General features: G+C 66.5%; 22 protein-coding genes. 13 read left to right on the top strand and 9 right to left on the bottom strand.

Annotation, left to right across the window (positions count from 1 at the left end):
- Positions 1 to 442 precede the first annotated feature (442 nt).
- A complete protein-coding gene (locus IEW24_RS03835; protein ID WP_188575559.1) occupies positions 443 to 943 on the top strand; it encodes a hypothetical protein in 501 nt (166 codons plus the stop codon).
- Positions 944 to 971: 28 nt separating this feature from the next.
- Here IEW24_RS03835 and IEW24_RS03830 read toward each other — a convergent pair whose 3' ends face one another.
- Complete coding sequence (locus tag IEW24_RS03830) at positions 972 to 1,649, bottom strand: response regulator transcription factor (RefSeq protein WP_188575557.1); 678 nt, start codon at positions 1,647 to 1,649, stop codon at positions 972 to 974.
- A 198-nt stretch (positions 1,650 to 1,847) separates the two neighbouring features.
- Between IEW24_RS03830 and IEW24_RS03825 the strand changes: the two genes are divergently transcribed.
- The 7 genes from IEW24_RS03825 to IEW24_RS03795 all read left to right on the top strand — a co-directional run bounded on the left by IEW24_RS03825 (position 1,848) and on the right by IEW24_RS03795 (position 10,623).
- Positions 1,848 to 2,531: a response regulator transcription factor gene (locus IEW24_RS03825; protein WP_188575556.1), complete on the top strand. Its 684-nt coding sequence runs from the start codon at positions 1,848 to 1,850 to the stop codon at positions 2,529 to 2,531.
- On the top strand, positions 2,518 to 3,873 hold the full coding sequence (locus tag IEW24_RS03820) for a sensor histidine kinase (RefSeq protein WP_188575555.1): 1,356 nt from the start codon (positions 2,518 to 2,520) through the stop codon (positions 3,871 to 3,873). The genes IEW24_RS03825 and IEW24_RS03820 overlap by 14 nt, the downstream gene beginning before the upstream one ends.
- Before the next feature lie 396 nt (positions 3,874 to 4,269).
- Positions 4,270 to 5,016, top strand: coding sequence for a COG4280 domain-containing protein (locus IEW24_RS03815; protein ID WP_188575553.1), 747 nt, complete (start codon positions 4,270 to 4,272; stop codon positions 5,014 to 5,016).
- Complete coding sequence (locus IEW24_RS03810) at positions 5,013 to 5,231, top strand: hypothetical protein (RefSeq protein WP_188575552.1); 219 nt, start codon at positions 5,013 to 5,015, stop codon at positions 5,229 to 5,231. Before IEW24_RS03815 ends, IEW24_RS03810 begins: the two co-directional genes overlap by 4 nt.
- A gap of 515 nt (positions 5,232 to 5,746) precedes the next feature.
- The gene (locus IEW24_RS03805) at positions 5,747 to 6,895 is read left to right on the top strand and encodes an efflux RND transporter periplasmic adaptor subunit (RefSeq protein ID WP_244644136.1); all 1,149 of its coding nucleotides are present in this window, start codon (positions 5,747 to 5,749) and stop codon (positions 6,893 to 6,895) included.
- Complete coding sequence (locus tag IEW24_RS03800; protein ID WP_188575548.1) at positions 6,895 to 9,996, top strand: efflux RND transporter permease subunit; 3,102 nt, start codon at positions 6,895 to 6,897, stop codon at positions 9,994 to 9,996. Before IEW24_RS03805 ends, IEW24_RS03800 begins: the two co-directional genes overlap by 1 nt.
- A 51-nt stretch (positions 9,997 to 10,047) precedes the next feature.
- Positions 10,048 to 10,623: a tyrosine-protein phosphatase gene (locus IEW24_RS03795; protein WP_188575546.1), complete on the top strand. Its 576-nt coding sequence runs from the start codon at positions 10,048 to 10,050 to the stop codon at positions 10,621 to 10,623.
- A gap of 78 nt (positions 10,624 to 10,701) precedes the next feature.
- Here IEW24_RS03795 and IEW24_RS03790 read toward each other — a convergent pair whose 3' ends face one another.
- Genes IEW24_RS03790 through IEW24_RS03775 form a run of 4 tightly spaced genes read right to left on the bottom strand, consistent with a single transcriptional unit; the run spans position 10,702 to position 15,846 of the window.
- Positions 10,702 to 11,481: an ABC transporter ATP-binding protein gene (locus IEW24_RS03790; protein ID WP_188575544.1), complete on the bottom strand. Its 780-nt coding sequence runs from the start codon at positions 11,479 to 11,481 to the stop codon at positions 10,702 to 10,704.
- A complete protein-coding gene (locus IEW24_RS03785; RefSeq protein WP_244644135.1) occupies positions 11,481 to 12,542 on the bottom strand; it encodes a FecCD family ABC transporter permease in 1,062 nt (353 codons plus the stop codon). The genes IEW24_RS03790 and IEW24_RS03785 overlap by 1 nt, the downstream gene beginning before the upstream one ends.
- A complete protein-coding gene (locus IEW24_RS03780) occupies positions 12,539 to 13,678 on the bottom strand; it encodes an ABC transporter substrate-binding protein (protein WP_188575542.1) in 1,140 nt (379 codons plus the stop codon). The genes IEW24_RS03785 and IEW24_RS03780 overlap by 4 nt, the downstream gene beginning before the upstream one ends.
- Before the next feature lie 8 nt (positions 13,679 to 13,686).
- Positions 13,687 to 15,846: a TonB-dependent siderophore receptor gene (locus IEW24_RS03775; protein ID WP_188575540.1), complete on the bottom strand. Its 2,160-nt coding sequence runs from the start codon at positions 15,844 to 15,846 to the stop codon at positions 13,687 to 13,689.
- A 185-nt stretch (positions 15,847 to 16,031) separates the two neighbouring features.
- Between IEW24_RS03775 and IEW24_RS03770 the strand changes: the two genes are divergently transcribed.
- The 3 genes from IEW24_RS03770 to IEW24_RS03760 all read left to right on the top strand — a co-directional run bounded on the left by IEW24_RS03770 (position 16,032) and on the right by IEW24_RS03760 (position 19,002).
- Positions 16,032 to 16,856 (top strand): AraC family ligand binding domain-containing protein, encoded by an 825-nt coding sequence (locus tag IEW24_RS03770; protein ID WP_188575538.1) that lies wholly within the window; start codon positions 16,032 to 16,034, stop codon positions 16,854 to 16,856.
- A gap of 69 nt (positions 16,857 to 16,925) precedes the next feature.
- Complete coding sequence (locus tag IEW24_RS03765) at positions 16,926 to 17,594, top strand: response regulator (RefSeq protein ID WP_188575536.1); 669 nt, start codon at positions 16,926 to 16,928, stop codon at positions 17,592 to 17,594.
- On the top strand, positions 17,584 to 19,002 hold the full coding sequence (locus IEW24_RS03760) for a sensor histidine kinase (protein ID WP_188575534.1): 1,419 nt from the start codon (positions 17,584 to 17,586) through the stop codon (positions 19,000 to 19,002). Before IEW24_RS03765 ends, IEW24_RS03760 begins: the two co-directional genes overlap by 11 nt.
- Positions 19,003 to 19,019: 17 nt before the next feature.
- Here the strand turns inward: IEW24_RS03760 and IEW24_RS03755 are convergent, their stop codons facing one another.
- The 4 genes from IEW24_RS03755 to IEW24_RS03740 form a co-directional block, all read right to left on the bottom strand.
- Positions 19,020 to 19,901 carry an ABC transporter permease gene (locus IEW24_RS03755; protein ID WP_188577326.1) on the bottom strand — a complete coding sequence of 294 codons (882 nt, stop codon included), beginning with the start codon at positions 19,899 to 19,901 and terminating at the stop codon, positions 19,020 to 19,022.
- Positions 19,902 to 19,922: 21 nt separating this feature from the next.
- Positions 19,923 to 20,780, bottom strand: a complete 858-nt coding sequence (locus tag IEW24_RS03750; RefSeq protein WP_188575532.1) for an ABC transporter ATP-binding protein — start codon at positions 20,778 to 20,780, stop codon at positions 19,923 to 19,925.
- 115 nt (positions 20,781 to 20,895) lie between these two features.
- Positions 20,896 to 21,942, bottom strand: coding sequence for an ABC transporter substrate-binding protein (locus IEW24_RS03745; RefSeq protein ID WP_188575531.1), 1,047 nt, complete (start codon positions 21,940 to 21,942; stop codon positions 20,896 to 20,898).
- A 196-nt stretch (positions 21,943 to 22,138) separates the two neighbouring features.
- Complete coding sequence (locus IEW24_RS03740; protein ID WP_188575529.1) at positions 22,139 to 22,903, bottom strand: phosphodiesterase; 765 nt, start codon at positions 22,901 to 22,903, stop codon at positions 22,139 to 22,141.
- Positions 22,904 to 23,208: 305 nt separating this feature from the next.
- Between IEW24_RS03740 and IEW24_RS03735 the strand changes: the two genes are divergently transcribed.
- Positions 23,209 to 24,519, top strand: a complete 1,311-nt coding sequence (locus IEW24_RS03735; protein ID WP_188575527.1) for an ABC transporter substrate-binding protein — start codon at positions 23,209 to 23,211, stop codon at positions 24,517 to 24,519.
- Positions 24,520 to 24,585: 66 nt separating this feature from the next.
- The gene (locus IEW24_RS03730; RefSeq protein WP_188575525.1) at positions 24,586 to 25,488 is read left to right on the top strand and encodes a carbohydrate ABC transporter permease; all 903 of its coding nucleotides are present in this window, start codon (positions 24,586 to 24,588) and stop codon (positions 25,486 to 25,488) included.

The raw sequence follows: 25,488 nt of genomic DNA, 5'->3' as shown, positions 1-25,488 counted from the left end.
TCGTCCCGGAACCCGTCCTAACCCTTAGGCGCACGCATCCGGAGGTCAATGGCCGGTTGTTTCGGTTCAATCGGTCCGGGTAGCCCCGCTGCGCGCGGCGATGAACGGCGTGCGGCTGGTGGATCGGGGCAGGTTTCATTTGCGACATTTAATAATTGCATTGTTGCGATCACTACCTGCGCTGTGCAACAACATCCCGAGGCAAGCCTTGCTGATCCCATCCGAGGCGCTGCCGGGGCGATCGGGGTGGAGGCGCTCAGATGAAGACATGCGAGACAGAGAATGCTGTCGGACCCTCGCTCGCCCGGCGCGTGGGCCGATAGCAGGCACGCATGCCCGTCCGACCATGTCCCTCCTGCCATATCTTCGGCGAGGCCGAGCTTTGACACGCACCAGGACGAAAGCGCCGACACAGGCATCGCGCCGCGCGAGTTTCGAGGTCATGCAAGGAGAGACCCGGCGCAGCCTGTTCGCGCGGCTGCGCGAGGAGGTCGAAACGCTGCACATGTTCGGCCTCGGCCACGACGTGATCGCGGACGTACTGGAGATCACCCTTCAGGATGTGCGCGCCTTGTGCCCGACGACGCGCCAGAAGACCATCACGCCGGTTCTCTCGCGCCGGGCTCTCGTCGCGCTTCTGAACGGCCCACACGCGCCCAGTGGCGGGAACACGCTCGCCGAACGGACCCAGCGTCTCGCGGAGATTGCCTCAGCCTACACGCAAGGCGAGTTCGCGACGGAACCCGGTGTCGGGGCCGTCACCGTGATGGAGGTTTCGCTCTGGCTCAGGGAGCGCGGGCTCTCCTTTCGCCCGGCCGAGAATCCCGCTCCCCTTGCCGAAGAAACAGTTCCCTCCTCCGATGACAGCGCACACGCCCCGCAAGGCTCCTGGCGCCCGACCCGTGGTCTGCGGCGGCGCTCACGCCGGACCGAGGTGTCCTGAGATTTCGGGGCCGCGCCGGACCAGCCTGCTACGGCCGATCCGAAAGCATGTAGCCGACGCCCGCTATCGTATGGATCAGGGGGCGCTCGGCCGCCACCTCCACCTTCCGGCGCAGTCGGTGAATATGCATGTCGATGATGTTGCCCTTCGGCTCGAAATCATAATCCCACGCCGCTTCCAGCAACATGCTGCGGCTCACCACCTGATGGGCGTTCCGCATCAGGGTTTCGAGCAGAAGGAACTCGCGCGGCTGGAGGCCGATGTCGCGCGCGCCGCGCACCCCGCGCCGGGACCGCAGATCGAGGCTGAGATCGGCCACGCGCAGCACGGCCTGCGCCCGTGCCCGATCCGTGCGCCGTGCCAGAGCCTCCAGCCGCGCCAGCAGTTCGGAAAAGTGGAAGGGCTTGGCGAGGTAGTCGTCACTACCGGCGCGCAGGCCCTCCGACCGGTCCTGCGCCGAGGCGATGGCGCTCAGGATCAGCACGGGCAGATGCCTGTCCTCGTCCCGCAGGCGCCGCACGAGGGTGAGGCCATCCAGCTCCGGCAGCATCCGGTCCACGACCGCGATGTCGTAAATGTCCTCCAGCGCCATCGCCAGCCCCAGCGCGCCGTCCGCCGCGCGGTTCACCACATGGCCGCTCTCGGACAGGCCGCGCACGAGATGCTGCGCGGTCCTGTCGTCATCCTCCACCACGAGAATACGCATGCCTGACCCATTTCACGGCGCCACGGAGCGCCCCTTTCACCCGGTCGGAGAGAAACATGAAATATGTTTCATCTTGCGGAGACCTGCCCGGTATCTTCCCAAGGCTAGACCTATTTAGCAGAGTTGAATTCCGCCACTTGCAGCGATGCAGCGCAAACATCGGGCGGCAGGATGCGGCCCGCGCAGGGAAGCCGGACAATGACACGCATGCTCGTGGTCGAAGATGACACCATCACTGCGCAGGAACTCCGCGCGGCGCTGGAGGATCACGGCTTCGAGGTCGATCATGCGCAAGACGGCAAGGCAGGGCTGCTGAAGGCGGCCGCAGGCGGCTATGACGCCATCATCCTCGATCGCATGCTGCCGGGCGAGTTGGACGGCCTCGGCGTGCTGTCCACCCTGCGGGCGGTGGGGGTCGAGGTGCCGGTACTGATCGTCAGCGCCCTCTCCGCCGTCGATGAACGCGTGCGGGGACTGAAAGCGGGCGGGGATGACTATCTCGTCAAGCCGGTGGAGTTCGTGGAGCTTACCGCACGGGTGGAGGCCCTCCTGCGGCGCCGTACAGCGCCGACGCGGGTGAGCCGGCTGCAGGTGGGCGATCTGGAACTCGACCTCATCACCCACCGCGTCACGCGCGCCGGCCGTGCACTCGACCTTCTGCCGCGCGAATATGAGCTGCTGGAATATCTGATGCGGCAGGCGGGACAGGTCGTCACCCGCACCATGCTGTTCGAGCAGGTCTGGAAGTATCACTATCCCGAATCCAGCAACGTCATCGACGTGCATATCAGCAAGCTGCGCCGCAAGATCGATCCGGAAGGGGCCTCGCCCATGATCCAGACCATTCGGGGCGCCGGATACATCCTCAATGCGGCTTCGTGAACTCCCGCGCACCACGAGCTTCCGCCTCGCCCTGTTCTTCCTGCTGCTGTTCGGCGGCGCCTCCGTCACGCTCTTCGGCGTGCTGTATGTGCAGATGCAGGGCTTCCTCGTGGCCCGGACCGATGAGTGGCTGCTGCGCGAGCGGGTGGACCTGTCGCGCTTCAGCCCCGAAGAGCTGCGCACGCGCCTTCAGGCCCGCGCTCTCGTCGATCCCAGCCTGGAACGGGCCATGGCCATCTTCGATCCTGCCGGCCGGCGTCTCGACGGGACTGCCCTGCCCGCTCCCGCCACCATCCCCGCCTGGGACACGCCCTTCGACTTCGCCGTCGCCCTGAACGGCAAGCGGGAGCAGTATCGCGGGATCGCCCGCAGGCTGGAGACGGGCGACACCCTGCTCATCGCCCAGGGCCTGCACGAGACCGACGAATTCAACGAAGCACTTGTCCGGGCGATGCTGATCGGCGGCATACTGACTGTCGTGCTCGGGCTCGGCGGTGCGGTGTTCGTCGGCGTCGGCGCGGTCCGGCGCCTCGATGCGGTGACGCTGGCGATCCGCAAGATCGTCGCCGGCGACCTATCCAACCGCCTGCCCACACGGGGCACATCCGACGACGTGGACCGCCTCGTCCATGTGGTGAACGGCATGCTGGAGGAGATCGACCGCCTTATGCGTGAGGTGAAGGGCGTGTGCGACAACATCGCCCATGATCTGCGCACGCCCCTGACACGCCTTCTCGGCGGGCTGGAACGGGTGCGCCGGCACGACCCGCCAAAGGAGGCGTACGGCCTTGCCGTGGATGACGCCATCACCGAAACCAAGGGCATACTGAAGACCTTCGCCGCGCTGCTGCGCATCTCCGAGGTGGAGGACGGCGCGCGGCGCTCCGGTTTTGTCAGCGTCGATCTTGCCGCCATCGTGCAGGATGCCGTCGATTTCTACGAGCCGCTGGCCGATGAGAAGCAGCTCGCCTTGAGCCTGAGCGGGCAGCCCGTCAGCCTGCCGCTCATGGGGGATGCCAGCCTGCTGTTCGAGGCGGTGGGCAATCTGCTGGATAATGCCATCAAGTTCACGCCTCCCGGCGGTCACGTGCGGGTCGAGCTGTTCGTCTCCGCTGCGGGGCGTGGCGTGAGTGTCGCCGATGACGGACCGGGCATTCCCCCGGCCGAACGGGAGGCGGTGCTCCGCCGCTTCTACCGGACGGAGAAGAGCCGGAGCACGCCCGGCAGTGGCCTCGGCCTCAGCCTCGTTGCCGGCATCGCCGGCCTGCACGGCATGGCGCTGACGCTCGCCGACAATGATCCCGGCTGCCGGATCACTTTGGCGAAGATGCCCGACGCCTGAACGGGCCGTTTCAATCCGAACATATGCTCGCCGGCCACGCAGATGTGGACGCGCGGACCGCCCGGTCGCACCGCCATCGATGGCGTCCATCGCCAGCACGGCGTCATCGGCAGCAGGATTTCGGAGGGGCACGCCAAAGCCCGCCCTCGAGAGGGCAGCAGCTACCGCCCCATCTGTCGCGTGTCGCTCCTTATCCGAGCACACGAGCGGGCACATTTTTCGCCAGGCACCCCAGCGTAAGGCGCTTTCCTGAAGCGTATATTTCCGATACTGAGATTGAGTAGCATTTACTACACAGATCGGCATGGCCGGATTTCCCCGTCGCCCCTCGAGAGACACGGCGTCACGGAACTTCGATGCGGAACGGCGCTGAGACACGCAAGGGACACACTGCCCATGACGACGATGACCACAATCGGGTCCACCATGGCGGCCGCCTTCCTCGGCTCATTCGTGGAGGTGGTGGAAGCCTTCACCATCATTCTCGCGGTCGGCCTCTCGCGCGGCTGGAAGCCCGCCTTCGCCGGCGCGGGACTGGCGCTGGCGGTGCTGGCCGCCCTCGTCCTCATCTTCGGCCCGCTCATCAGCATGATCCCCATCGAGCTGATGCAGTTCGTGATCGGCACGCTGCTGATCCTGTTCGGCATGCGCTGGCTGCGCAAAGCCATCCTGCGCGCCTCCGGCTTCATCCCGCTGCATGACGAGGATCAGGCCTTCGCCAGCGAGAGCGACATGCTGCTGCGGCAGAGCGCGGACCGGCGGGCTGATTTCCTTGCCGCCTCCGCCGCTTTCAAGGCGGTGCTGCTCGAAGGCGTGGAGGTGGTGTTCATCGTCATCGCGGTCGGCGCCGGCCATGGGCTGATGGCCTATGCGAGCCTCGGCGCCCTCGCCGCCTGCCTGCTCGTGATGCTCGTCGGCCTTGCCGTGCATCGGCCGCTGTCCCGGGTGCCCGAGAACACGCTCAAGTTCACCGTCGGCCTGATGCTGAGCGCCTTCGGCGTGTTCTGGGTCGGCGAGGGGCTGGGGGCGGACTGGCCCGGCGCCGATCTCGCGCTGCTCGTCATCTTCGCCATCTTCACCCTCGTGGCGCTGGGCGCCGTCCAGTGGCTGCGCCAGCTCACCCTCGCAGGAGCCCCGCGATGAAATTTCTCCGCAGCGTCATCGCCGAACTCCTCGGCATGTTCATCGATGACGGCGCGCTCGCCCTCGCCAGTGTCGCCCTGATTGCCGTCGTCGCGCTGGCGGTCGAGGTGGCGGGAACCCCGCCCCTCGCCAGCAGCGTACTGCTGCTGGCCGGATGCCTCGCCATCCTGCTCGAAAGCGTCCGCCGCGCGGCCCGCAAGAAGCTCGGGCGCTGACGACCGCCTCATCGGGATTGATGGCGGCAGGCAGCGCGCCCGCGCGTCTCCGGCGTGCCGGGACCAGATTTGCTGACAGAGCCTCACGCCTGAAGCCCTTCTGCCGCCGCGCCGCTTCTTCTCGCGGCGGGCGCCGGGAGGGGCGGCCGGCTCGCGCCGCTCACGCCGGAGCGAAGGCACCCTGACCAAAGCCGCCACGGCGCCCCCGATCATGAAATGCATTTCATGCCGGCGCGAACTGCAGCCAAGGGCTGCGCCTCCATGATCAGGCTGCAGGGCATCCCCTTCTTGCCCGCCATCAGCCCCCGATGCGCCGACGCATGCTCCAGCCGACTTCCCGCCCTGGGTCAGGAGCCTGCCGAAGCCATCGGGGCCTGAGTGTCGCGCTTCGCCCTCGCGTCGCCCCTCGCCGGCCGACGCCCAAGACCTGAAAGGCAGCCTTCGTGGACCGCATGTCACCGCCCCCCTTCGATGACGCCGCCACCGGATCGGTACGTATTGCCCGAGCAGGCGGAGTGCGGCGCTGGGCGCTGCTGGGCGTGGCCGCAATCGCGATCTGTGGCGGCGTCTTCTACACGCTGCACTCGGCCGGCGCCCCGGCGCATCAGGCCGCAGCGCCTGCGGCCATCCCCGTGACCGCCGTCAAGGCCACCACGGCCACGCTGCCCATCGTGAGGTCAGGCCTCGGCACGGTGTCGCCGCTGAATCAGGTGGACGTGAAGGTCCGCGTCGATGGACAGGTGCAGACCATCGCCTTCCGGGAAGGGCAGGATGTCCGCAAGGGCGATCTGCTCGCGCAGGTGGACCCCGGCCCCTATCAGGCCGTGCTGGCCGGCGCGCAGGCCACCCTCCAGAAGGATCAGGCGCAACTCGCCAATGCGAAGGTGGAGGAAGCGCGCGCTCAACAGCTCAACGCCAAGGGCTTCGGCACCGCGCAGGCGGCCGACAACACCAAGGCACAGGTGGCCGTGCTGCAGGCCACCGTTCTGGCCGATCAGGCCGCGGTCGACACCGCCCGGCTCAATCTCGGCTACGCCACCATCACCGCCCCGATCTCCGGCCGTGTCGGCCTGAAGCAGATCAACGAAGGCGCCATCGTTCACCCCGGAGACAATGCCGGCCTCGTGACCATCACCCAGGTCGAGCCCATCGCCGTCCAGTTTCCACTGTCGCAGGACAATCTGCCGGACCTTCTCGCCGGGCAGGCGAAGGCCCCGCTCAGCGTCTCGGTCGATAGCCGGGACGGCAGCCAGCATCTGGCGGACGGCAAGCTCACCGTGATCGACAGCCAGGTGGACAGCACCACCGGCATGGTGAAGCTGAAGGCCGAGTTTCCCAATGCCGACCGTACCCTCTGGCCCGGTCAGCTCGTGACTGCCCGCGTCCATCTGCGGGACGACGCGAATACCGTCACCCTGCCCTCCATCGCCGTGCAGAGCGGCCAGAAGGGCCCCTATGTGTTCGTGGTGAAGCCCGACGACACCGTGGACATCCGCGCTGTGGGCACCGGCCCCACCGTGGGCGATGTGACGGCGATCAGCAGCGGCCTGAAGGATGGCGAGACCGTCGTTCTCTCCGGCCAGTCGCGGCTGACGCGCGGCACCAGGGTGGCCGTGACGTTCTCTGCTCCGCAGGCCCAGCACGTCGCGTCGGAGGCCAGGTGATGAGCGAGCTTTTCATCCGCCGCCGCGTCGGCACCTGCCTGCTCGCCATCGGCCTGATCCTGCTGGGCGTGGTGGCCTATTTCCAGCTGCCCGTCGCGCCTTTGCCGCAGGTGGATTTCCCCACCATCCAGATCTCGGCCAGCCTGCCGGGCGCCAGCGCCGAGACCATGGCGACGTCCGTCGCCACGCCGCTGGAAAACTCGCTCGCCACCAACGTGCCGGGCGTCGCCCAGATGACCTCGGTGAGTTCGTCCGGGCGCACCAACATCGTCCTGCAATTCGACCTGAACCGCGACATCAACGCCGCCTCGCAGGACGTGCAGATCGCCATCTCCGCCGCCGCCGGCGCGCTGCCGAAGAACCTGCCCAATCCACCCACCTTCCATAAGGTGAATCCGGCGGAGGCAGTGCTGCTCACACTCTCGCTCAGTTCCGACGTGGTGCCGACCACCGAGGTCGATCATTATGCCGAGGACGTCATCGCCCAGCAGATCTCCATGATGTCGGGGGTCGGGCTGGTGGATTTCCACGGGCCGCAGCGCCCCTCGGTCCGCATCCGGCTCGATCCGGACAAGGTGGCGGCGCGCGGCCTGACGCTGGCCGACATCCGCACCGTCATCGGTGAGCAGACCGTCAACGCCCCCAAGGGCCAGCTCTCGAACGCCGACCGCACGGTCGTGCTGGATGCCACCGATCAGCTCATCGATGCCCCCGCCTATGGCAACATGGTGGTCGCCTATCGCAACGGCGCGCCCATCCTGCTGAGCGACCTCGGCACCGTCATCACCGCGCCGGAGGACAATCATCAGGCCGCATGGCTGCAAGGCACGCGGGCGGTGATGATCGACATCCACAAGCAGGCCGGCGCCAACGTCCTTCAGACCATCCAGGCCATCAAGGACCGCCTGCCCGAGTTCCAGGCCGGGCTGCCGGCGGGCATCAAATTGACCGTGGTGGGCGACCGCACGCAGATCATCCAGGCTTCGGTGGACGACGTTCAGTTCACCATGCTCATCACCATCGCGCTGGTGGTGGCGGTCATCTTCGCTTTCCTGCGCAACCTGTGGGCCACCATCATCCCCAGCATCACCATTCCGCTGTCGCTGCTGGGCACCTTCTGCGTGATGTATGCGCTGGGCTACAGCCTCGACAATCTCTCGCTCATGGGCCTGACCATCGCGGTGGGCTTCGTGGTGGACGACGCCATCGTCGTCATCGAGAACGTCATCCGCCATCTGGAGATGGGCAAGTCGAAGCTGCAGGCGGCCATCGACGGCGCCCGCGAGGTGAACTTCACCATCATCTCCATGACCATCTCGCTGATCGCGGTATTCATTCCGCTGCTGCTGATGGGCGGCATCGTGGGGCGGCTGTTCCGCGAGTTCGCGGTCACGGTGAGCATCGCCATCCTGATGTCCGGCCTGATCTCGCTGACCGTCACGCCCATGATGTGCGCTTGGCTGATCTCGCATGATCACGATGCCCAGCACGGGCGCCTCTACCGCTGGTCGGAGCGGGCGTTCGAGGCCGTCACCGCCGGCTATGGCCGCTGCCTCGACGTGGTGCTGTCCCATCGCACCCTGACGCTCCTCGTGACCCTCGCGACCATCGCGCTCACCGGCTGGCTCTATGTGGTCACGCCCAAGGGCTTCCTGCCGTTGCAGGACACCGGCTTCATCGTGGGGCAGGCGCGCGCCGCCACCGACATCTCCTTCGACCTGATGTCGCAGAAGATGCAGCAGCTGGGCGCCATCACATCGGACGATCCGGCCGTCCTGAACGTCGCCTACTGGATCAACCCCAGCCCCTCCGCCAGCGTCGGCCAGATCCAGATCAACCTGAAGCCGTTCGCGGACCGGAGCGCCACCGCCTTTCAGGTCATGGACCGGGTCAAGGCGGCCACCGCCAATCTGGAGGGGCTGCAGCTCAACATGCAGATCCGGCAGGACATTCAGGTGGGCGGCCGCGCCTCGGCGGCGGCCTATCAGTACACGCTGCAAAGCTCCGATCCGGCAGAACTGGACAAATGGGCCACCGCCATGTCGGGCGCCATGGCCAAGCTGCCGGGCATCCTCGACGTGTCGTCCGACCGCCAGAAGCCGGCGACCAGCGCCACGCTGGACATCGACCGGCCGACCGCCGCGCGCCTCGGTGTCTCGGTGCAGGATATCGACGATGCGCTCTATGACGCCTTCGGCCAAAGGCAGGTGGCAACGCTGTTCACGCAGGTCAGCCAGTATCACGTGGTGATGGAGCTCGACCCGCGCTTCCAGCTCAACACCGATGCGCTCCAGCACCTCTATGTGAAGTCATCGACCACCAGCAAACTGGTGCCCCTCGACATGCTGGCAAGCGTGCGCAACGGCGTGCTGCCGGTGACTGTGAACCACCAGAGCGCCATGCCCGCCGTCACGCTCTCGTTCAATCTCGGGCCGGGATACGCGCTGAGCGACGCCGTGACCGAAATCCAGAAGGCCCAGCTCGACCTCGGCATGCCGGTCAATGTCATCGGCACCTTCCAGGACACGGCGCAGGCCTTCCAGGCCTCGCTGTCCAGCCAGCCCTGGCTGATCCTGGCTGCCATCATTGCGGTCTATATCGTGCTGGGCGTGCTCTATGAGAGCGCGATCCACCCGCTGACCATCATCTCCACCTTGCCATCCGCGGGCATCGGCGCCCTTCTTGCGCTGCTGATCAGCGGGCAGGATCTCTCCATCATGGGCATGATCGGCATCATCCTGCTGATCGGCATCGTGAAGAAGAATGCGATCATGATGATCGACTTCGCGCTGGAGGCCGAACGCGAGCGCGGGCTGTCCCCGCTCCAGTCCATCCGCGAGGCCTGCCTGCTGCGCTTCCGGCCGATCATGATGACCACATTGGCCGCGCTGCTCGGCGCCCTGCCGCTCGCCCTCGGCCATGGCCCCGGCGCGGAGCTGCGGATACCGCTCGGCATCGCCATCGTGGGCGGCCTCGTCATCTCGCAGGTGCTGACGCTGTTCACGACGCCCGTGGTCTATCTGGCCTTCGACCGCTTCGTGACGCGCCCGAAGCCGAAGGCGGACCTTGCGCCCCCCAGCCTGCCCGCCCCCGCCGAATGACGGGCGGCGCCGACGCGCACCCGGCAGTCCCGCATGCTTCAGGAGAAACCCATGACCGGAAACCGGCTCGCGCATACCTATCCGGCTGCGCGAAAGACGGCAGCGATCGCTCTGCTGCTGAGCCTGTGCATCGGAAGCTACTTCGGCATCCTACAATTGACGGGCAACTTCCATGAGGTGGTACCGCACGAACTCTATCGCTCCGCCCAGCTCTCGCCGGATGCGCTGGTGCGATACGGGACCGAATATGGCATCCGCACAGTGGTGAACCTGCGTGGCGCCAATCCGGGCAAGGACTGGTACGACGCCGAGGTGGCGACCTCGCAATTGATCGGCATGCATCACGTCGACTTCCGCATGTCCGCCAGCCACGAATTGTCGGATGCCGAGGCCGCCGCGCTGACAGAACTGCTCAGGACCGCCGAGAAGCCGGTCCTCGTGCATTGTCAGGCCGGGGCGGATCGCAGCGGGCTCGCCTCGGCCCTCTACGTCGGCGCCATCGCCCATCAGGGGCGACAGGCGTCCGAAGGCCAGCTTTCGCTCCGCTACGGGCATGTCGCCCTGCCCTGGCTCGGGGCCTACGCCATGGACAGGACACTTGAGGCCGTCACACCCTGGGCCTGGTAGTCCGCGCGAAACGCTCCAAGTCTTTGATAGAGAATGTCTTTCGGCTTGGGTTGCGGAGCAATCAAAGCCGAACATGCTCTAGAGCGCGTCTTCCACCAGCACGCGGATGCGACCCGCAGCGTCCCGGTCGATCCGGGCTTCCACGCCATAGGCCTGGCGCAGGGTGTCCGGGGTGATGGCCTGCTCGGGCGAGCCGAAAGCCGCGAGGGCCCCGTCCTTGAGGACCGCGATGGCATCGGCCCAGCGGCAGGCGAGTTCCAGATCATGGAGCACGATCACCACCACCGCCCCCTGTATTTCGGCATAGGAGCGGATGCACCGCATGACCTGCACCTGATGCGCCAGATCGAGCGCGCTGGTCGGCTCGTCCAGCAGCAGAAGCGGCGGCATGCGCACCGCCGCCTGTGCCAGCGCCGCCAGTTGCCGCTGCCCCCCGGACAGCCGATCCATGCGCTCCGATGCCAGATGACCGATGCCGAAGCGCACCAGCGTCGCCAGCGCCTGCCGCGCATCCGTAGAACGGGGCAGGCCCTCATGATCCGGCGAAGCCCGCAAAGCGGTCAGGACGCCCTCCAGAACCGTCAGGCCAATGCCGCCCGGCAGGGTCTGCGGCATATAGGCCACGCGCCGTGCCCGTTCGCGCAGCCGCAGTTGCAGCAGATCGGTGCCGTCGAACTCCACCGCGCCGGTGGCGGGCACGAGACCGACGATGGCCCGCATCAAGGTGGACTTGCCGGCGCCGTTCGGCCCCACCAGCGCCATCACCTGCCCTGCCCCAAGCGCAGGCAGGGACACCGCCTTCACGATGGGCCGGCGGCCATATCCGGCGCTCAGCCCGGAGATCTTCAGTCCGGTCATCAGCGCGGCGTCCCCCGGCGCATGACGAGCAGGAAGAAGACGGGCAGGCCAACGAACGAGGTGACGATGCCGATGGGGATGACCACGCCCGGCATGAGCGACTTGCTGGCGATGCTGGCGAAGGTCATCACCAGCGCGCCCGTGAGCAGGCTCGCGGGCAGAAAGAAGCGGTGGTCCTCGCCGATCAGCATGCGCGCGATATGGGGACCGACGATGCCGATGAAGCCGATGGTGCCGCAGAAGGCCACGGCGGTGGCAGCGAGCAGGCTGATGCGCAGCAGGGCGAAGAAGCGCAGGCGCCGCACGTCGACGCCGAAGCTCAGCGCGCGGTCATCGCCGAACCGCAGGGCGGTCATCTGCCATGCGGTCCTCAGTGAGAAGGGGAACATCAGCACGACGACAGCGCCCAGAATGGCAACCGACATCCAGTTCGCGCGCGACAGGCTGCCCATGCCCCAGAAGACGAACTGCTGGAGCGCATCCGCCGAGGCTAGGAACTGGACCAGCGCCACGCCGGCATTGAAGGTGAACAGGAGGCCGATGCCGAACAGGATCAGCGTGTCCCTGTCCCCCGCCGAGCGGCGCGCGAGGGCCTGGAGCATCTGGACCGAGCCGAAGGCGAACAGGAAGGCATTGGCGGTCACGATCAGCGCAGACGGCACGCCGGGAATGCCGATGCCGAGCACGATGGCGAGCGCCGCACCGAAGGAGGCCGCCGAGGACAGACCCAGCGTCATGGGGCTCGCCAGCGGATTGTTGAGCACCGTCTGCAACTCCGCGCCGGCCAGCGACAGCGCCATGCCCACGAGCACGGCCATGGCCGCGACCGGCAGACGCAGGTTCCAGATCATCACATGCTCAGCGCGGGACAGGATGTCGGGCATCAGGATGCCGGACAGGGAGCGCACGACCCCGAGGCTCGACGGCCCGCTGGTGATGTCGACGAGGAAGCCGGCCAGGCAGGCGAGGCCGAGCGCGGCCAGAACCAGCACCCGCCGCCGCACCAGTCGGTCATAGGCGACCAGCGCGGCATCCGTTTCGGCGCAATCCATGCTCTTCATGCCGCTGAAATCCAGAATGTCCCTTCGAGCGGGACCGGCAGGAAGCGGGCATTGATCTCAGCCAGCGTACCCTCCGGGTCCACGTCCCCGAACAGATCGGGATGGAAGCCGCGCGCCAGCGCCTCCACCGCCGCGATCCGCAGCGGCGTATGCACGAAATTATGCCAGACGCCGAAGGCCCGCCCCTGCTCCACCGCATCGATGGCCGCGATGTCGGGGCGCTGAAGCAGGGCCCGGAAGCTCTCCCGCGCCCGCGCGGCGGAAACGTCCCGGCCGATGGCGAAGGCATCCTGCGTGGCAACGGCATCCCCGCCGCCGGTGGCCACGTAGAAGCGCGGCTGACGGGTGTAGACGAATTCGAGATTGAGCTGCCCGATGGCGCCCTTCAGCACGTCCGCGCCGATATTGTGCCCGCCCGCCGGCGAGATCAGGGGATCGCGGTTGCCCGGCCCCGTGGTCCAGCAGCACTCCGGCCGGGCGGCGAAGGCGTGGAACATGACGCTCGGCAGCGGCACGCCCGCGAGCCGCTGCTTCAGGCGCCCGAACCGCGTGCCGTAGAAATCGAGGAACGCCTTGGCCTGTTCCTCGCGCCCGAGCAGCGCGCCGAGCAGGCGCAGGCTCGGTTCGGTATTGGCACCGGGATCGAGGAAGAAGTCCACGATGGCCACCGGGATGCCCGCCGCCTCCAGCTGCGCGAGCTGCGGATTGGTGTCCGCCGGGCCGAAGCGATAGGCGTCGAGGCGGCTGAACACCACGAGGTCGGGCCGCGACGCGATGATGGTCTCCATCGACATGGTTTCGATGGTGTTCCGGCCGATGACCGGCACCTTGTCGATAGCCGGAAACCGCCCTCGGAACGTATCGAGCTGGAAGCGGTTCGCCCCCGCATCCCCGCCCCACCCCACCAGCAGGCTGGCAGGATCGGGATGCACGAGTGCGAGGGCATCCAGCGTCACCCATGGGCCGATGACGATGCGCCGGGCCGGCCGGTCGAGCACAATCTCGCGCCCGACCACGTCCACGGCCTTGACCTGCGTGGCGGCGCGGGCACGGGAGGCCGCGACGGCCCCCAGGGAGCCAAGCGCGAGCGTGGCCAGCATCGCACGCCGCGACAGGCCCGCCCCGGTTCTCCCCATCCGCGTCCTCACCATCTGTACGTCAGGCTCCCGGTGACTTTGCGCCGCTCGCCGTAGAAGCATTGGCTGGTGCTGCTGCATTGCGCAACGAACACGTCGTCCATGAGATTGGACACGTTGACCGCGGCGCGCCAGTTGTTCTTCTCATAGTGCAGGGCCGCATCCGCAAGCGTGTAGCTCGGGATCGCCACCGTATTGAGCGCATCGGCCCATGAGCTGCCCATGAACCGCACGCCGAAGCCCGCGCCGAGACCCGCGAACGCCCCGGTCTGGATCGTATAGTCGAGGAAGGTCGAGGCATAATGCTCCGGCGTGTTCTGCGGGGCGAGGCCGATAAGCGCCGGATTGAGGTTCTCGGTGTTCTCGATGTTGAAGCCCGTATAGGAGGCGATGAGGTTGAGGCCCTTGGCGAGGGTGGCCACTGCCTCGATCTCGAAGCCGCGCGAGCGCGCCTCGCCGCTCTGCATGGATTGCAGCGGATTGGCGGGATTGACCACCAGGAAATTGCTGCGGGTGATGTCGAACAGCGAGGCCGTCACGAAGGCATCCCAGCCCGTGGGCTGGAACTTCAGGCCCACCTCATACTGCTCGCCTTCCTCCGGCTTCAGCAACTGCTGGGTCGCGCTGTTGATGCCCACCAGCGGCTGGAACGAGGTGGAGTAGCTGACATAGGGGGCAAAGCCGAAGGGCAGCTCGTAGATCGCCCCCACGCGCCCGCTGAAGGCGCCCTCGGAGGCGCTGTCGCTCAGGGCGGCGTTCAGATAATTGTCCACGCTGGTCTGGACGCTGTCGTAGCGCCCGCCCACCACGAAGCTCAGCCGCTCCAGCTTCATCTGGTCCTGCACATACACGCCCACCTGATCCTGCTTGGACAGGGAGCTGATGCCGAGCGTGGTCAGGCCGTTGAAGGGCTGGTTGTAGTTCGGGAAGAAGATGCTGATGGGCGAGGCCGCCCCCGTGCGCTGGGTGTCGTCGAAGCGCGCGTGCTTGTAGTCGAGCCCCACGATGGCCGTGTGCTGGACCGCGCCGGTGGCGAAGTGCCCCTCCAGCTGATTGTCGATGGTGAACAGGTCGACGATGGGATTGGCGTAGAAGCCCATCCGGTTGAGCCGGGCCGAGGCCGGATTGTTGCCCACATAGCCGCTGCCGATGATCGAGAACAGCTCGTTCTCGCCATGGCTGTAGCGCGCATTGCTGCGGAAGGTCAGGCCGTTGTCGAAGCGGTGCTCGAACTGGTAGCCGATCATGGCCTGGGTGCGCTCGACACCGTTGAACATTCCGCCTTCATTCTTGCCCGAAGTCACGAAATCCGTCGGGATCTTGCCCCATGGCGCATTCACCGCCGTGCCCACATAGGGCAGGAAGGGCACGCCCGTGGTCTTGTCCTTCTGGTAGGAGCCGAGCACGGTGAAGGTGGTGCCCGTGCCCGATTTCCAGGTGAAGGCCGGGGCCACATAGGCCCGGTCGTCCTCGCTGAAATCGGTCTGCGTCGGGCCGAGCTTGCCGACGGCCGTCAGGCGATAGAGCCACTCCCCGCCGCCGGCTTCCGGCGCGGCCTTGGCCAGAGGCCCGCCGATGTCGATACCCGTATAGGCATTGCCGAACGAATTGACGCCGGCCGTGATCTCGCCGAACGCATATTCGGTGGGCTTCTTGGTGATGGCGTTGATCAGGCCGCCCGGATTGGTGCCGCCATACAGCACGGAGGACGGCCCACGCAGCACGTCGATGCGCTCAAGGCCATAAGTGTCGAGGCGGAACGGCAGGCCGGACGAGGCCAGCATCTGCATTCCGTCGAGATAGACGCCGGTGGTCGAGGCATTGAAACCGCGGATCTGATACTGGTCGTAGCGCGGATCGGCGCCGCCCATCAGTTCGCGCACGCCGGCCGTATAGCGTGTGGCCTCGCCCAGCGAACGCGCGCCCGTGATCACCATCTGGTCCCGGGAGATGACCGAGACCGACTGCGGCGTCTCGATGAGCGGCGTGTCGGTCTTCATGGCCGAACGGCTCTGCTCGATGACGAAGCCCTGATTCCCGGCGGGAGCGTCCACCGAGACCGTATCGAGGCTGATCGCCCCTGCCGCCTCCTGCGCGGCCGCCGGGGCGGCCATGGCGAGGACCGTCACCGCCGCAACCAGACACCGCACCGGTGCCGTGGAGGCCAAAAGCGCCGATCTTGAAATCACTTGGCTATTCCGCGCAGCCCGCATCCCACCCGTCCCCACCTTCACCTCTGGGCCAATGCAAGAATCCTCCGTGATTAGAGAAATTCTAATACATTGAAATTACTCTGTATTTTAGCGCAGGCTCCGGTAATGGTTGGGCCGTTCTATACACGATCGGGCCAAACATGCTGCGCAATGTAGAGGGCCGGGGCTCTCTGAAGACACAGGTGCACAATTCGGAGGAAGAAACCGGCGCGCCCGTTGTCACGCTACGCCGCACGATCCTCCGCGCCGGCCGCACGGGTTGGCACGCGCACCAGCGCACGCAGTTGCTCTATGCCACCGAGGGCCTGATGGTGGTCTCCACCGAGGACGGTACGTGGATGGTTCCCACCGGCTTCGCCATGGTGATTTCGCCCTCCACCCGGCACGATGCAGCCTGCGAGGGACGGCTGGGCCTCTGCACGGCCTATATCGATCCCACGGCGATCCAGGGCATGGCGGACGCCCCGCCCTGCCGCATGGTGCGCGTCTCCGCACTTCTGGACGCGGCGCTTCGGGCGTTGGCGGAGGACAGCGACAGCGCCTACGATGCCGACGGGCGCACCGGGCTTCTGACGCGCGTGGTGATCAGCGAACTGGAGCGGGCGGAGAGCATCCAGTTCGTCCTGCCCATGCCCCGCGATCACCGGCTGCGCCGCATCTGTTCGCTGCTCATGGAAGAGCCCTCGCTCTCAGCGGATATCGATGACTGGGCAGCCGCCGCCGGCTTGAGCCGGCGCACAATGACCCGCAAATTCAAGGACGAAACCTCACTCAGCTTCGGGGAGTGGCGGCGCCGGCTGCGGGCGGCGCGGGCGATGATGCAGTCTTCCAGCGGCATTCCGATCCACAAGGTTCTGGACGTGGTCGGATACAAGACCGTGCATGGCCTGCGCGGCATGCTGAAGCGCCACGTCACGGCCGAGGACAGCTCAGAAGAAGCTCTGCCTCCCGCGCCCGGCGCCTAGAAAGGGCCGGAACCGTTGGCATGCATGAAAGCCATGCGCTAGAGTGGCGCATCGACGGGCTGATGTGTGATGCGCCTTCTACTGGTTGAAGACAATCTCGAGCTCGCCGACTGGCTCGCGAAGATTCTGCGTCGCGACAATTTCGTCGTGGATGTGCTTCACGACGGCGAGGCTGCCGATCAGGCCCTGAGCCTTGAGGCGTACGACCTCGTCATTCTCGACCTCACCCTGCCCGGCATGAACGGGATCCAGCTCCTGCGCCGGGTCCGGGCCCGTGGGGACGCTGTTCCCGTGATCATTCTCACCGCGAACGCCAGCCTCGATGGCCGCGTGGCGGGGCTTGACGAAGGCGCGGACGATTATCTCGCCAAGCCCTTCGACGTGGAGGAGCTGGAAGCCCGCATCCGCGTGCAGCTCCGCCGCTCCGCCCGCAGGCCGGATCCCGTCCTCACCTGCGGCACGCTGGCGTTCGACACCAACACCCGCCAGTTCCAGCTGCAGGATGCGCCTCTGGCCCTGACGCCCCGGGAACATGCCGTGCTGGAAGCCCTGCTCGTCAAGACCGGGCAGACGGTCAGCAAGACCCAGCTCTCGCAGACCATCTTCGGCCTCGACGATCTCGCGGACCCCAGCGCCATCGAGATCTATGTGCACCGGCTGCGGCGAAAGCTGGAAGGCAGCGACGTCCATATCGTCACCCTGCGCGGGCTTGGCTATCTTCTCAGACATGCGACTTGAAAGCCTGCGCCTCCAACTGCTCTGCTGGCTGCTGCTTCCGCTGGCCGCCCTGATGGCGTTGAACGTCTGGACGAGCTTCCGTCAGGCCCATGCCACGGCGGATCTGGTCACGGACCGCACGCTGGACGCTGCCGCTCGCGCCATCGCCGAGGATGTCAGGGTGGACCGGGGCGTCATCGACGCGGTGGTGCCGCCCGTAGCACTGGAGATGTTCGACACCGGTCACCGCGACCGGGTCTATTATCGCGTGGACACCGCCTCGGGCCGCCTGCTGATCGGCTATCCCGATCTCCCCGTCCCGGGGATCGGGCTGACGGAAGGCACGCTGGCGCAATTCACCGCCACCTATCGCGATGAGCCCCTGCGCCTCGCAGCCCTGCGCTATCCCATCGTGGGGGCAACGGACAACGAGCGCGTGGTGGTGGTGGTCGGGGTCACTCTGGCCGGACACGAGGCCATGGTGCGCGAACAATGGGTCGGCAACGCCGGCCGGCAGGTGCTCCTGCTCGTCGCCGCCGCCATACTGGTTCTCATCGGGCTGCAACGCGGCCTCGCGCCGCTCATGCGGCTGCGGGATGCGGTGCTGGAGAAGAGCCGGGATGACCTGACCCCGCTGCCCGACACCGCAATCCAGAGCGAGCTGCGCCCGCTGGTGGTGGCACTCAATGGCTATATGGCGCGGGTGACGGGACAGATGGCGGCCCAGCGCCGGTTCGTGGCCAATGCAGCCCACCAGCTGCGTACGCCGCTGGCCCTGCTGGCGACGCAGGCGACCTTCGCCCGTCGCGCCGCCGATGGTGCCGAGCGTGATCAGGCTCTTGCCGGCGTCGAAGCCTCCACGCGCAGCCTTGCCCGTCTCGCCGCACAGCTTCTCACCCTGTCACGCGCCGAGCCCGGCGGCCGGCGGCCGCGCGACGAGGCTATCGATCTCGTCGCCTCGGCCCGGCAGGTGCTGGAGGGGCTCGCCGACTTCGCGGTGGAGCGCGGCATCGACCTCGGCCTCGATGTGCTTGGTCCGGCCACCACGCCGGGCGATGGCCCCATGGTGCGCGAGGCGATCGTGAACCTCGTGGACAACGCCCTGCGCTATACCCCGGCGGGCGGCAGCGTCACCGTGACCGTGGGCTCGCAGGGCGACCTCGCAGTGCTGGTGGTGGAGGATTCCGGCCCCGGCATTCCGCCTGAAGAGCGGGAGAGAGTGTTCGAGCGCTTCTATCGCATGGCCGGCGCACCCGGCGACGGCTCCGGCATCGGCCTGTCCATCGTGCGCGAGGTGGTGGATGGCGCAGGTGGTGAGCTTCTGCTCAGCCAATCGAACATGGGCGGCCTCAAAGCCGAGATGCACCTGCCGCTGGATTCAGCCACTGCGGACGCGAAACGGCCGGGGAGCCCCCCGGCCGTCGCCTGATCGCAGGTTGCGCAGCCTCAGTTCTGCTCGTTGAACGGCACCGGACGCCATTTCACCAGACGGTTCTCCACCAGCGTGATGAGGAATTCCATCACCAGCGCCAGCACCGCGAGGATGATCATGGCCGCGAACACGCCATTGGCGTTGAACGCGCCCTGCGCGGTGGCGATGAGCAGGCCCACGCCCTGCTTGGCGCCGAGGAACTCGCCCACCACGGCGCCCACCAGCGCGAAGCCGAAGGAGACGTGGAGCGAGGCGAGGATCCAGCTCATGGCCGAGGGGATGATCACCGTGGTGGTGATCTGGAACGGCGATGCGCCGAGGATCTGCGCATTGGCGATCATGGCGCGGTCGGCCTCGCGCACGCCCTGGAAGGCGTTGGCGAACACCACGAAGAACACCATCACCACCGCCAGCGCCACCTTGGACGGCATGCCGAGGCCGAGCGCGATGATGAAGATGGAGCCGAGCACCACGCGCGGGATGGAATTCGCGATCTTGATGTAGATGGAGAACACATCCGCGAGCAGCTTGTTGCGGCCGAGCAGGATGCCGCACACGACGCCGCCAACGGCGCCGATGATGAAGCCGAGCACGGTCTCTTCCAGCGTCACCAGGATCTGGGTCCACAGCGGCCCCTGCGAGGTGCCCTCCGTCATCCAGATCCAGATCTGGTCGGCGATGCCCGAGGGGCTGGCGAAGAAGAAGGGATCGATGAAGCCGGTTTCGGCCCCGATCTCCCAGATGCCGAGCACCGCCACCAGAATGGCGATGCGCAGGCTGATGACGAGGGTGCGCCGCGCCTTGATGCGGGCGCGGGCCTTGGCCTCGATCTCGGCCTCGGTGGGGATGGCGCGAGGGGCGGCCGTGGAGGGCGCCGACACGGCGTGGGCGGGCATGCTCATGGTTTCCTCCTGTTCTCAGTGGCCGGTGTCGAGGGTGCGCTGCTGGCCGATCTGCACTTCCTGGCGCAGGTCGTCCCAGATCACGCGGCATTGCTCGACGAAGGCGCTGTCGTAGCGGATCTCCTCCATCACCCGCGGGCGCGGCAGGTCGATCCTGTAGACGCTCTTCACCGTGGCGGGGCCTGCGGTGAGCACATAGACCTTGTCGGCCAGCGCCACCGCCTCTTCCAGATCGTGGGTGACGAACACCACGGAGGCGCCCGAGCCGGACCACAGGTCCAGAAGCTCGTTCTGCATCAGCGTGCGGGTCTGCACATCGAGCGCCGAGAAGGGCTCGTCCATGAGCAGGATCTTCGGCTCGTTGATGAAGGTCTGGGCCAGCGCCACGCGCTTGCGCATGCCGCCGGAGAGCTGGTGCGGATAGTGCTTCTCGAACCGGGAGAGCCCCACGCGGGCAATCCAGTCCCGTGCCTTCTCATAGGCCCGTGCCTTGGACAGGCCGCGATAGATGGGACCGGCCGCAACATTGTCGAGCACGGAGCGCCACGGGAAGAGCGCATCGGCCTGGAACACGAAACCCACATCCTCATGGATGCCGCTCACCGGGCCGCCCATGACCCGGACTTCGCCTGCGCTCGGCCTGGCAAGGCCGGTGACGAGATTGAGCGTCGTGGACTTGCCGCAGCCGGTGGGCCCGACCACGCAGGCGAACTCGCCGCGATCCACCGTCATGGTGAAATCCCGCAGCGCCGTCATGGACTTGCCGTCCGGCGTCAGAAACCGGCGGGTGACGTTCTCCAGCTCGATGGCGGGGCTGAAGCCGGCTGCCGGCGAAAGCGGCGGACGGGCCACCTCAAGGGTGTGAAGGGACATGCGTTTCCTCCTCCCGCCGGCGTGACGCGCGGCGAGCTTTCAGTGTTCAGACTGTGAGAGGCGCGCCGCCCGCCATGTCGGAGGGCCGGGCGGCGCGGAGCCGATCAGGCGGGCGTCAGTTGCCCACCGCCTTGGCGGCGGCGTCCACATAGGTGGTGGTGTAGGTCTTGGAGAGGTCGATCTGCTTGCCCTGCACGTTCTTGCTGAACGCCTGCAGCACCTTCAGCACCGTCTCCGGCCCATCCTTGGGCATGCGGCCATCGGGCGTGAACTGCGCCTTACCCTCGGCGAGGCCCTGGATGTAGAGCGTCTTGTCGCCGACGTAATAGTCCTTCGGCATCTTGTCGGCGATCTCGGCCGCCGAGTGGGATGCGATGAAGCGCATGGTCTTCACGAAGGCATTGGCGATCTTCTGCGCCTCCTGCGGATGCGCATCGAGCCAGGACTGCTGCACATAGAAGGACGCCGCCGGATAGGGACCGCCCAGCGCCGCCGCCGTCGCCTCGGGCGTGCGCATGTCCACGAGGATTCTGGCCGCGCCGGTCTTCACCAACTGGCCGATGGTCGGCTCCGTGGTCATGCCGGACTGGATCTGGTCCTGCTTCATGGCGGCGATGAAGGTGTTGCCGGCACCCACGGGCAGCAGGGTGTAGTCACCCGCCTTCAGGCCACCGCGCGCAGCGAGATAGCGGGTCAGGAAGTCGGTGGAGGAGCCGAGGCCGGTGACGCCCAGCGTATGGCCCTTGAAGTCGGCCGGCGACTTGATCTGGTCGGCATATTTGGTGGCCACCATCTGCACTTCGCCGGGGGCCTGGCTGAATTGCACGATGGAGGTCAGGAACTTGCCCTTGGCCTGCAGATCGATGGTGTGATCATAGAAGCCCACCACCCCCTGCACCGCGCCCGCGAGCAGTTCGTTCTCGGCCTCGACGCCGGCGCGCGAATTGATCAGCTCGACATCAAGGCCCTCGTCCTTGAAATAGCCGAGCGAATTAGTCAGGGCCGCGGGCAGATAGATCTGCTTTTCCATGCCGCCGACGATGATGACGAGTTTTTCGGCAAAGGCCTGCGAGGCGCCGAGCAGGCTGGCGGCAATGGCGAGCGAGCTGGCAAGGAGCTTCAGGCGCAGGCCCGCCTTGCGGGGCGCAGAAATCTTGAGCATCGGTTGACCTTCCTCAGGGGGCGACGGGCGCCCGCGTTTCCATCCGTTCGAGATCGTGCCGTTCGGCATTCTGTTATGGGTCGGCTTTGCGCCGTGTCAGCCTTGTAACCTGCCCAAGCTTTCAGCCGGCTTTCATCGCCCGGGGAATTCGCGCGCCCTTGCCATCATCGGTTCTGCCCGTGCCGCCCTTTCGCACTCAGCACGGAAGCAGGTAGCTCGTGATGCCTTCCGCTCCGTCGCCGATCCGGTGCAGCATCAACTGGGGCGGTTCCTGCACCACCTCGAAGCGCCCCGCATGCTCGAAATCCAGCCTGAACTGGAAGCTGGCCGATGGCGCGATGCGCACCGGGTGGCCGGCGAACGTGCCAGCCATGGCGCGATGGACATGGCCGCAGAGGAGGCCCGTCACGTTCTTCCTCCCGGCCAGCAGATCGTGCAACTCGGCGCGCCCGGCGATCAGCCCGATCTCATCCATGGCCGGCAGGCCGGTCCGGAACGGCGGGTGATGCATGACGATCAGGACCGGCGCCTCGGCCGCCGCATCGAGTTCGGTTCGCAGCCACGCGAGCTGACGCTCTGACAATTCCCCATGGGCCTTGCCCTCCACCAGCGTATCCAGCGCGATGACGTGCAGGCCATCGACCAGATGCGCTGCGGCCAGATGCTCGGGATCGGCACCGACTTCCCTGGCGAAGCCCCGCCGGAAGGGCTCGCGCTGATCATGATTGCCCGGCACCACCACCAGAGGCACGCCCAGCCCGCGCAGGCTCTCCGCGATGAAGGCGTAGACGTCGTCGGAGGTGTCCTCCGCCAGATCGCCGCTGGCGATGATGAGGTCCGGCTTGGGTGAGAGCCGGCCCACCCGTTCCAGAAGGCGTGTGAACGCGCCACGCGTGTCCACACCGGACAGCAACGCGCCGGCGCGCATCACGTGGAAATCCGTCAGTTGCAGAACCAGCATTCCATCAAGCCTCCGGCATCAATCCATGCCGGCGTGCCCGAGCGGCGAAGGCCGGTCAAGACGTCACATTGCCCTTGTGGTTTTATGTGAGATTGATCCATATTGCACCGCATAAAACCAAATTCATCATCGTCACGTCATCACGTTGTCATCGGTCGCGGGCAGAAGCGGAGCCGTTCCGCAGCGTCACGCGCATCGGCCAATTTGGCGGCGTTCGTTGTCGGAACCCGAATAAGAACAAGCCTTATCCACCCAAGGTGCGGTTCTAGCTCCCGTCGTTTTCACGTCGCTCGGAAGGGGTTGCCATGTCGAACAAATCCACATTTGGCCAAATCGCGTCGGGCGTCTCCCGTCGCGCCTTCATGGTCGGCGGCACCGCCGCCGTCGCCAGCGCGGCCGTGCTGCGCGGCGCACGCGCCCAGGCCGCCACCAAGGTACAGTTCATGTATCCGGTGGGCGTGTCCGGCGACATCAACAAGATCGTCTCCGGCATGGTCGCCAAGTTCAATGCCGCGCACCCGACCATCGAGGTCGAGGCGATCTATGCCGGCAATTACGACAACACCGAGCAGAAGGTCATCACCTCCCTCGGCGTGGGCGATCCGCCCTCCACCTGGCTGCCGATCAACTCGGCCCTGCAGACCTTCCTCGGCCTCGACTCGCTGGCCGACGTGACCCAGAAGGCCAAGGCCGGCGACATCTACCAGGATTTCCTGCCCCAGTTCCTCGACACCTGCGTGTCCGACGGCAAGCTCTACGGCCTGCCCTTCCAGCCCTCGACCCCGGTGCTCTATCTCAACCGCACCGCCATGAAGGAAGCCGGCATCGCCAAGGCGCCGCAGACCTGGACCGAGCTGCTGGAGGTGGCGAAAACCCTCACCATCCGCGAGAACGGCGAGCTGAAGCGCTGGGGCCTGACCATCGGCGGCGGCTGGCACGACTGGATCTTCGAGTGCTACTGCCGCCAGAACGAGCTGGTTCCGTGGACCAAGGACAAGGTGCTGTTCGACAATCCGGCGGCGCTCGACGCTCTTGAGTTCTGGGTCAAGATGGAAAAGGCCGGCGTGATGCCGAAGGCTTCCACCTGGGAAGGCTCGGCCAACGACTTCATGGCCGGCCGCACCGCCATGCTCTACCACTCCACCGGCTCGCTCACCAACCTGCGCAAGTCGTCCAAGTTCGAGGTCGACGTGGCCTTCATGCCGAAGAACAAGGTGTTCGGCGCGGCGCAGGGCGGCGGCCCGATCATGATCGCCAAGAAGCAGACCGACGCCCAGCTCGAGGCGGCGTGGACGCTGACGCAGTGGATGACCAGCACGGAAGTGCAGTCGCAGTGGTGCCGCGACACCGGCTATCTGGCGGTGCGCAAGTCGGCCTGGGAAACGCCGGAAATGCTGGCCTATCTCAAGGAAGTGCCGCAGGCGAAGGTGGCGCTGGAGCAGTCGGCCTATGCCGGCGCCTTCCTGCAGGTGCCCGGCTATCACAAGGTGCGCGAATATCTCAAAAGCGCCCTCGACCGTACGCTGGCCGGCGAGATCAAGCCGGACGCGGCGCTGAAGGAGGCGAACGATGCCTCCAACCGCGAGATCCAGCGCCTGCTGCGTCGTCGCGGCTGATCCTCAACCAGCCCCCTGCCCGCCGCGACCGTGGCGGGCAGGTTTCCTTCCAATGGAGATGAGCGAATGGTCATCAGTACCGCGCTTTCGGCCCGCATCCGCGAGGCCGGCCTCGCCTATCTGCTGCTGCTGCCCTCGCTCGCATTCCTCGCGGCCTTCACCTACTGGCCGATCCTGCGCTCCATCTGGTTCAGTTTCCACGACGTGGTGCTGGGCGACAGCAAGATCATCTGGCTGGGGCTGGAAAACTATCAGCGCCTCCTGGAAGATCGGCTGTTCTGGAAGGCCTTCGGCAACACGGCCTTCTACACCGTCATCACCATTCCGCTGGCCATCACCTGCGCCCTGCTGCTGGCGGTGGCGCTCGACAGCAAGCTGCGCGGCATGGCCATCTATCGCTCGGCCTTCTTCTATCCGGTCATGATCCCATCGGTGGCGGCGGGCATGGTGTGGGTGTTCCTCTATTCCGCGAGCTACGGCCCCATCAACAAGGGGCTGTCGCTGATCGGCATTCCCGACACCGCATGGCTCTACGACAGCAAATGGGCGCTGCCGGCCATCATGGTGATGAGCGTGTGGAAGTATTCGGGCTACTTCATGCTGATCCTGCTGGCCGCGCTGAAGCTCGTGCCCTCGGACCTCTACGAGGCTGCCCGGCTCGATGGCATCTCCGCCTGGAACCGGCTCATCCACATCACCCTGCCGCTGATCTCGCCGACGCTCTATTTCGTCATCATCATCGGCCTGCTGCATTCCTACCAGATCTTCGACTACGTCTATGTCATGACCCACGGCGGGCCGGCGGATGCCACCAACGTGCTGACCTTCTACATCTACCAGAACGGCTTCCAGTATCAGGACGTGGGCTATGCCTCGACGCTCGCCAACGTCCTCCTGCTGTTCGTCGGCGGGCTGATCGCCGTCATCGCCACCGTCTTCGGGCGGCGCGTGCATTATCTGGGGCGCTGA

The sequence above is a fragment of the Azorhizobium oxalatiphilum genome, from assembly GCF_014635325.1.
Taxonomy (GTDB): domain Bacteria; phylum Pseudomonadota; class Alphaproteobacteria; order Rhizobiales; family Xanthobacteraceae; genus Azorhizobium; species Azorhizobium oxalatiphilum.
Note: the sequence above shows the minus strand (reverse complement) of the source record. Positions and strands in the feature narration are given on the sequence as shown.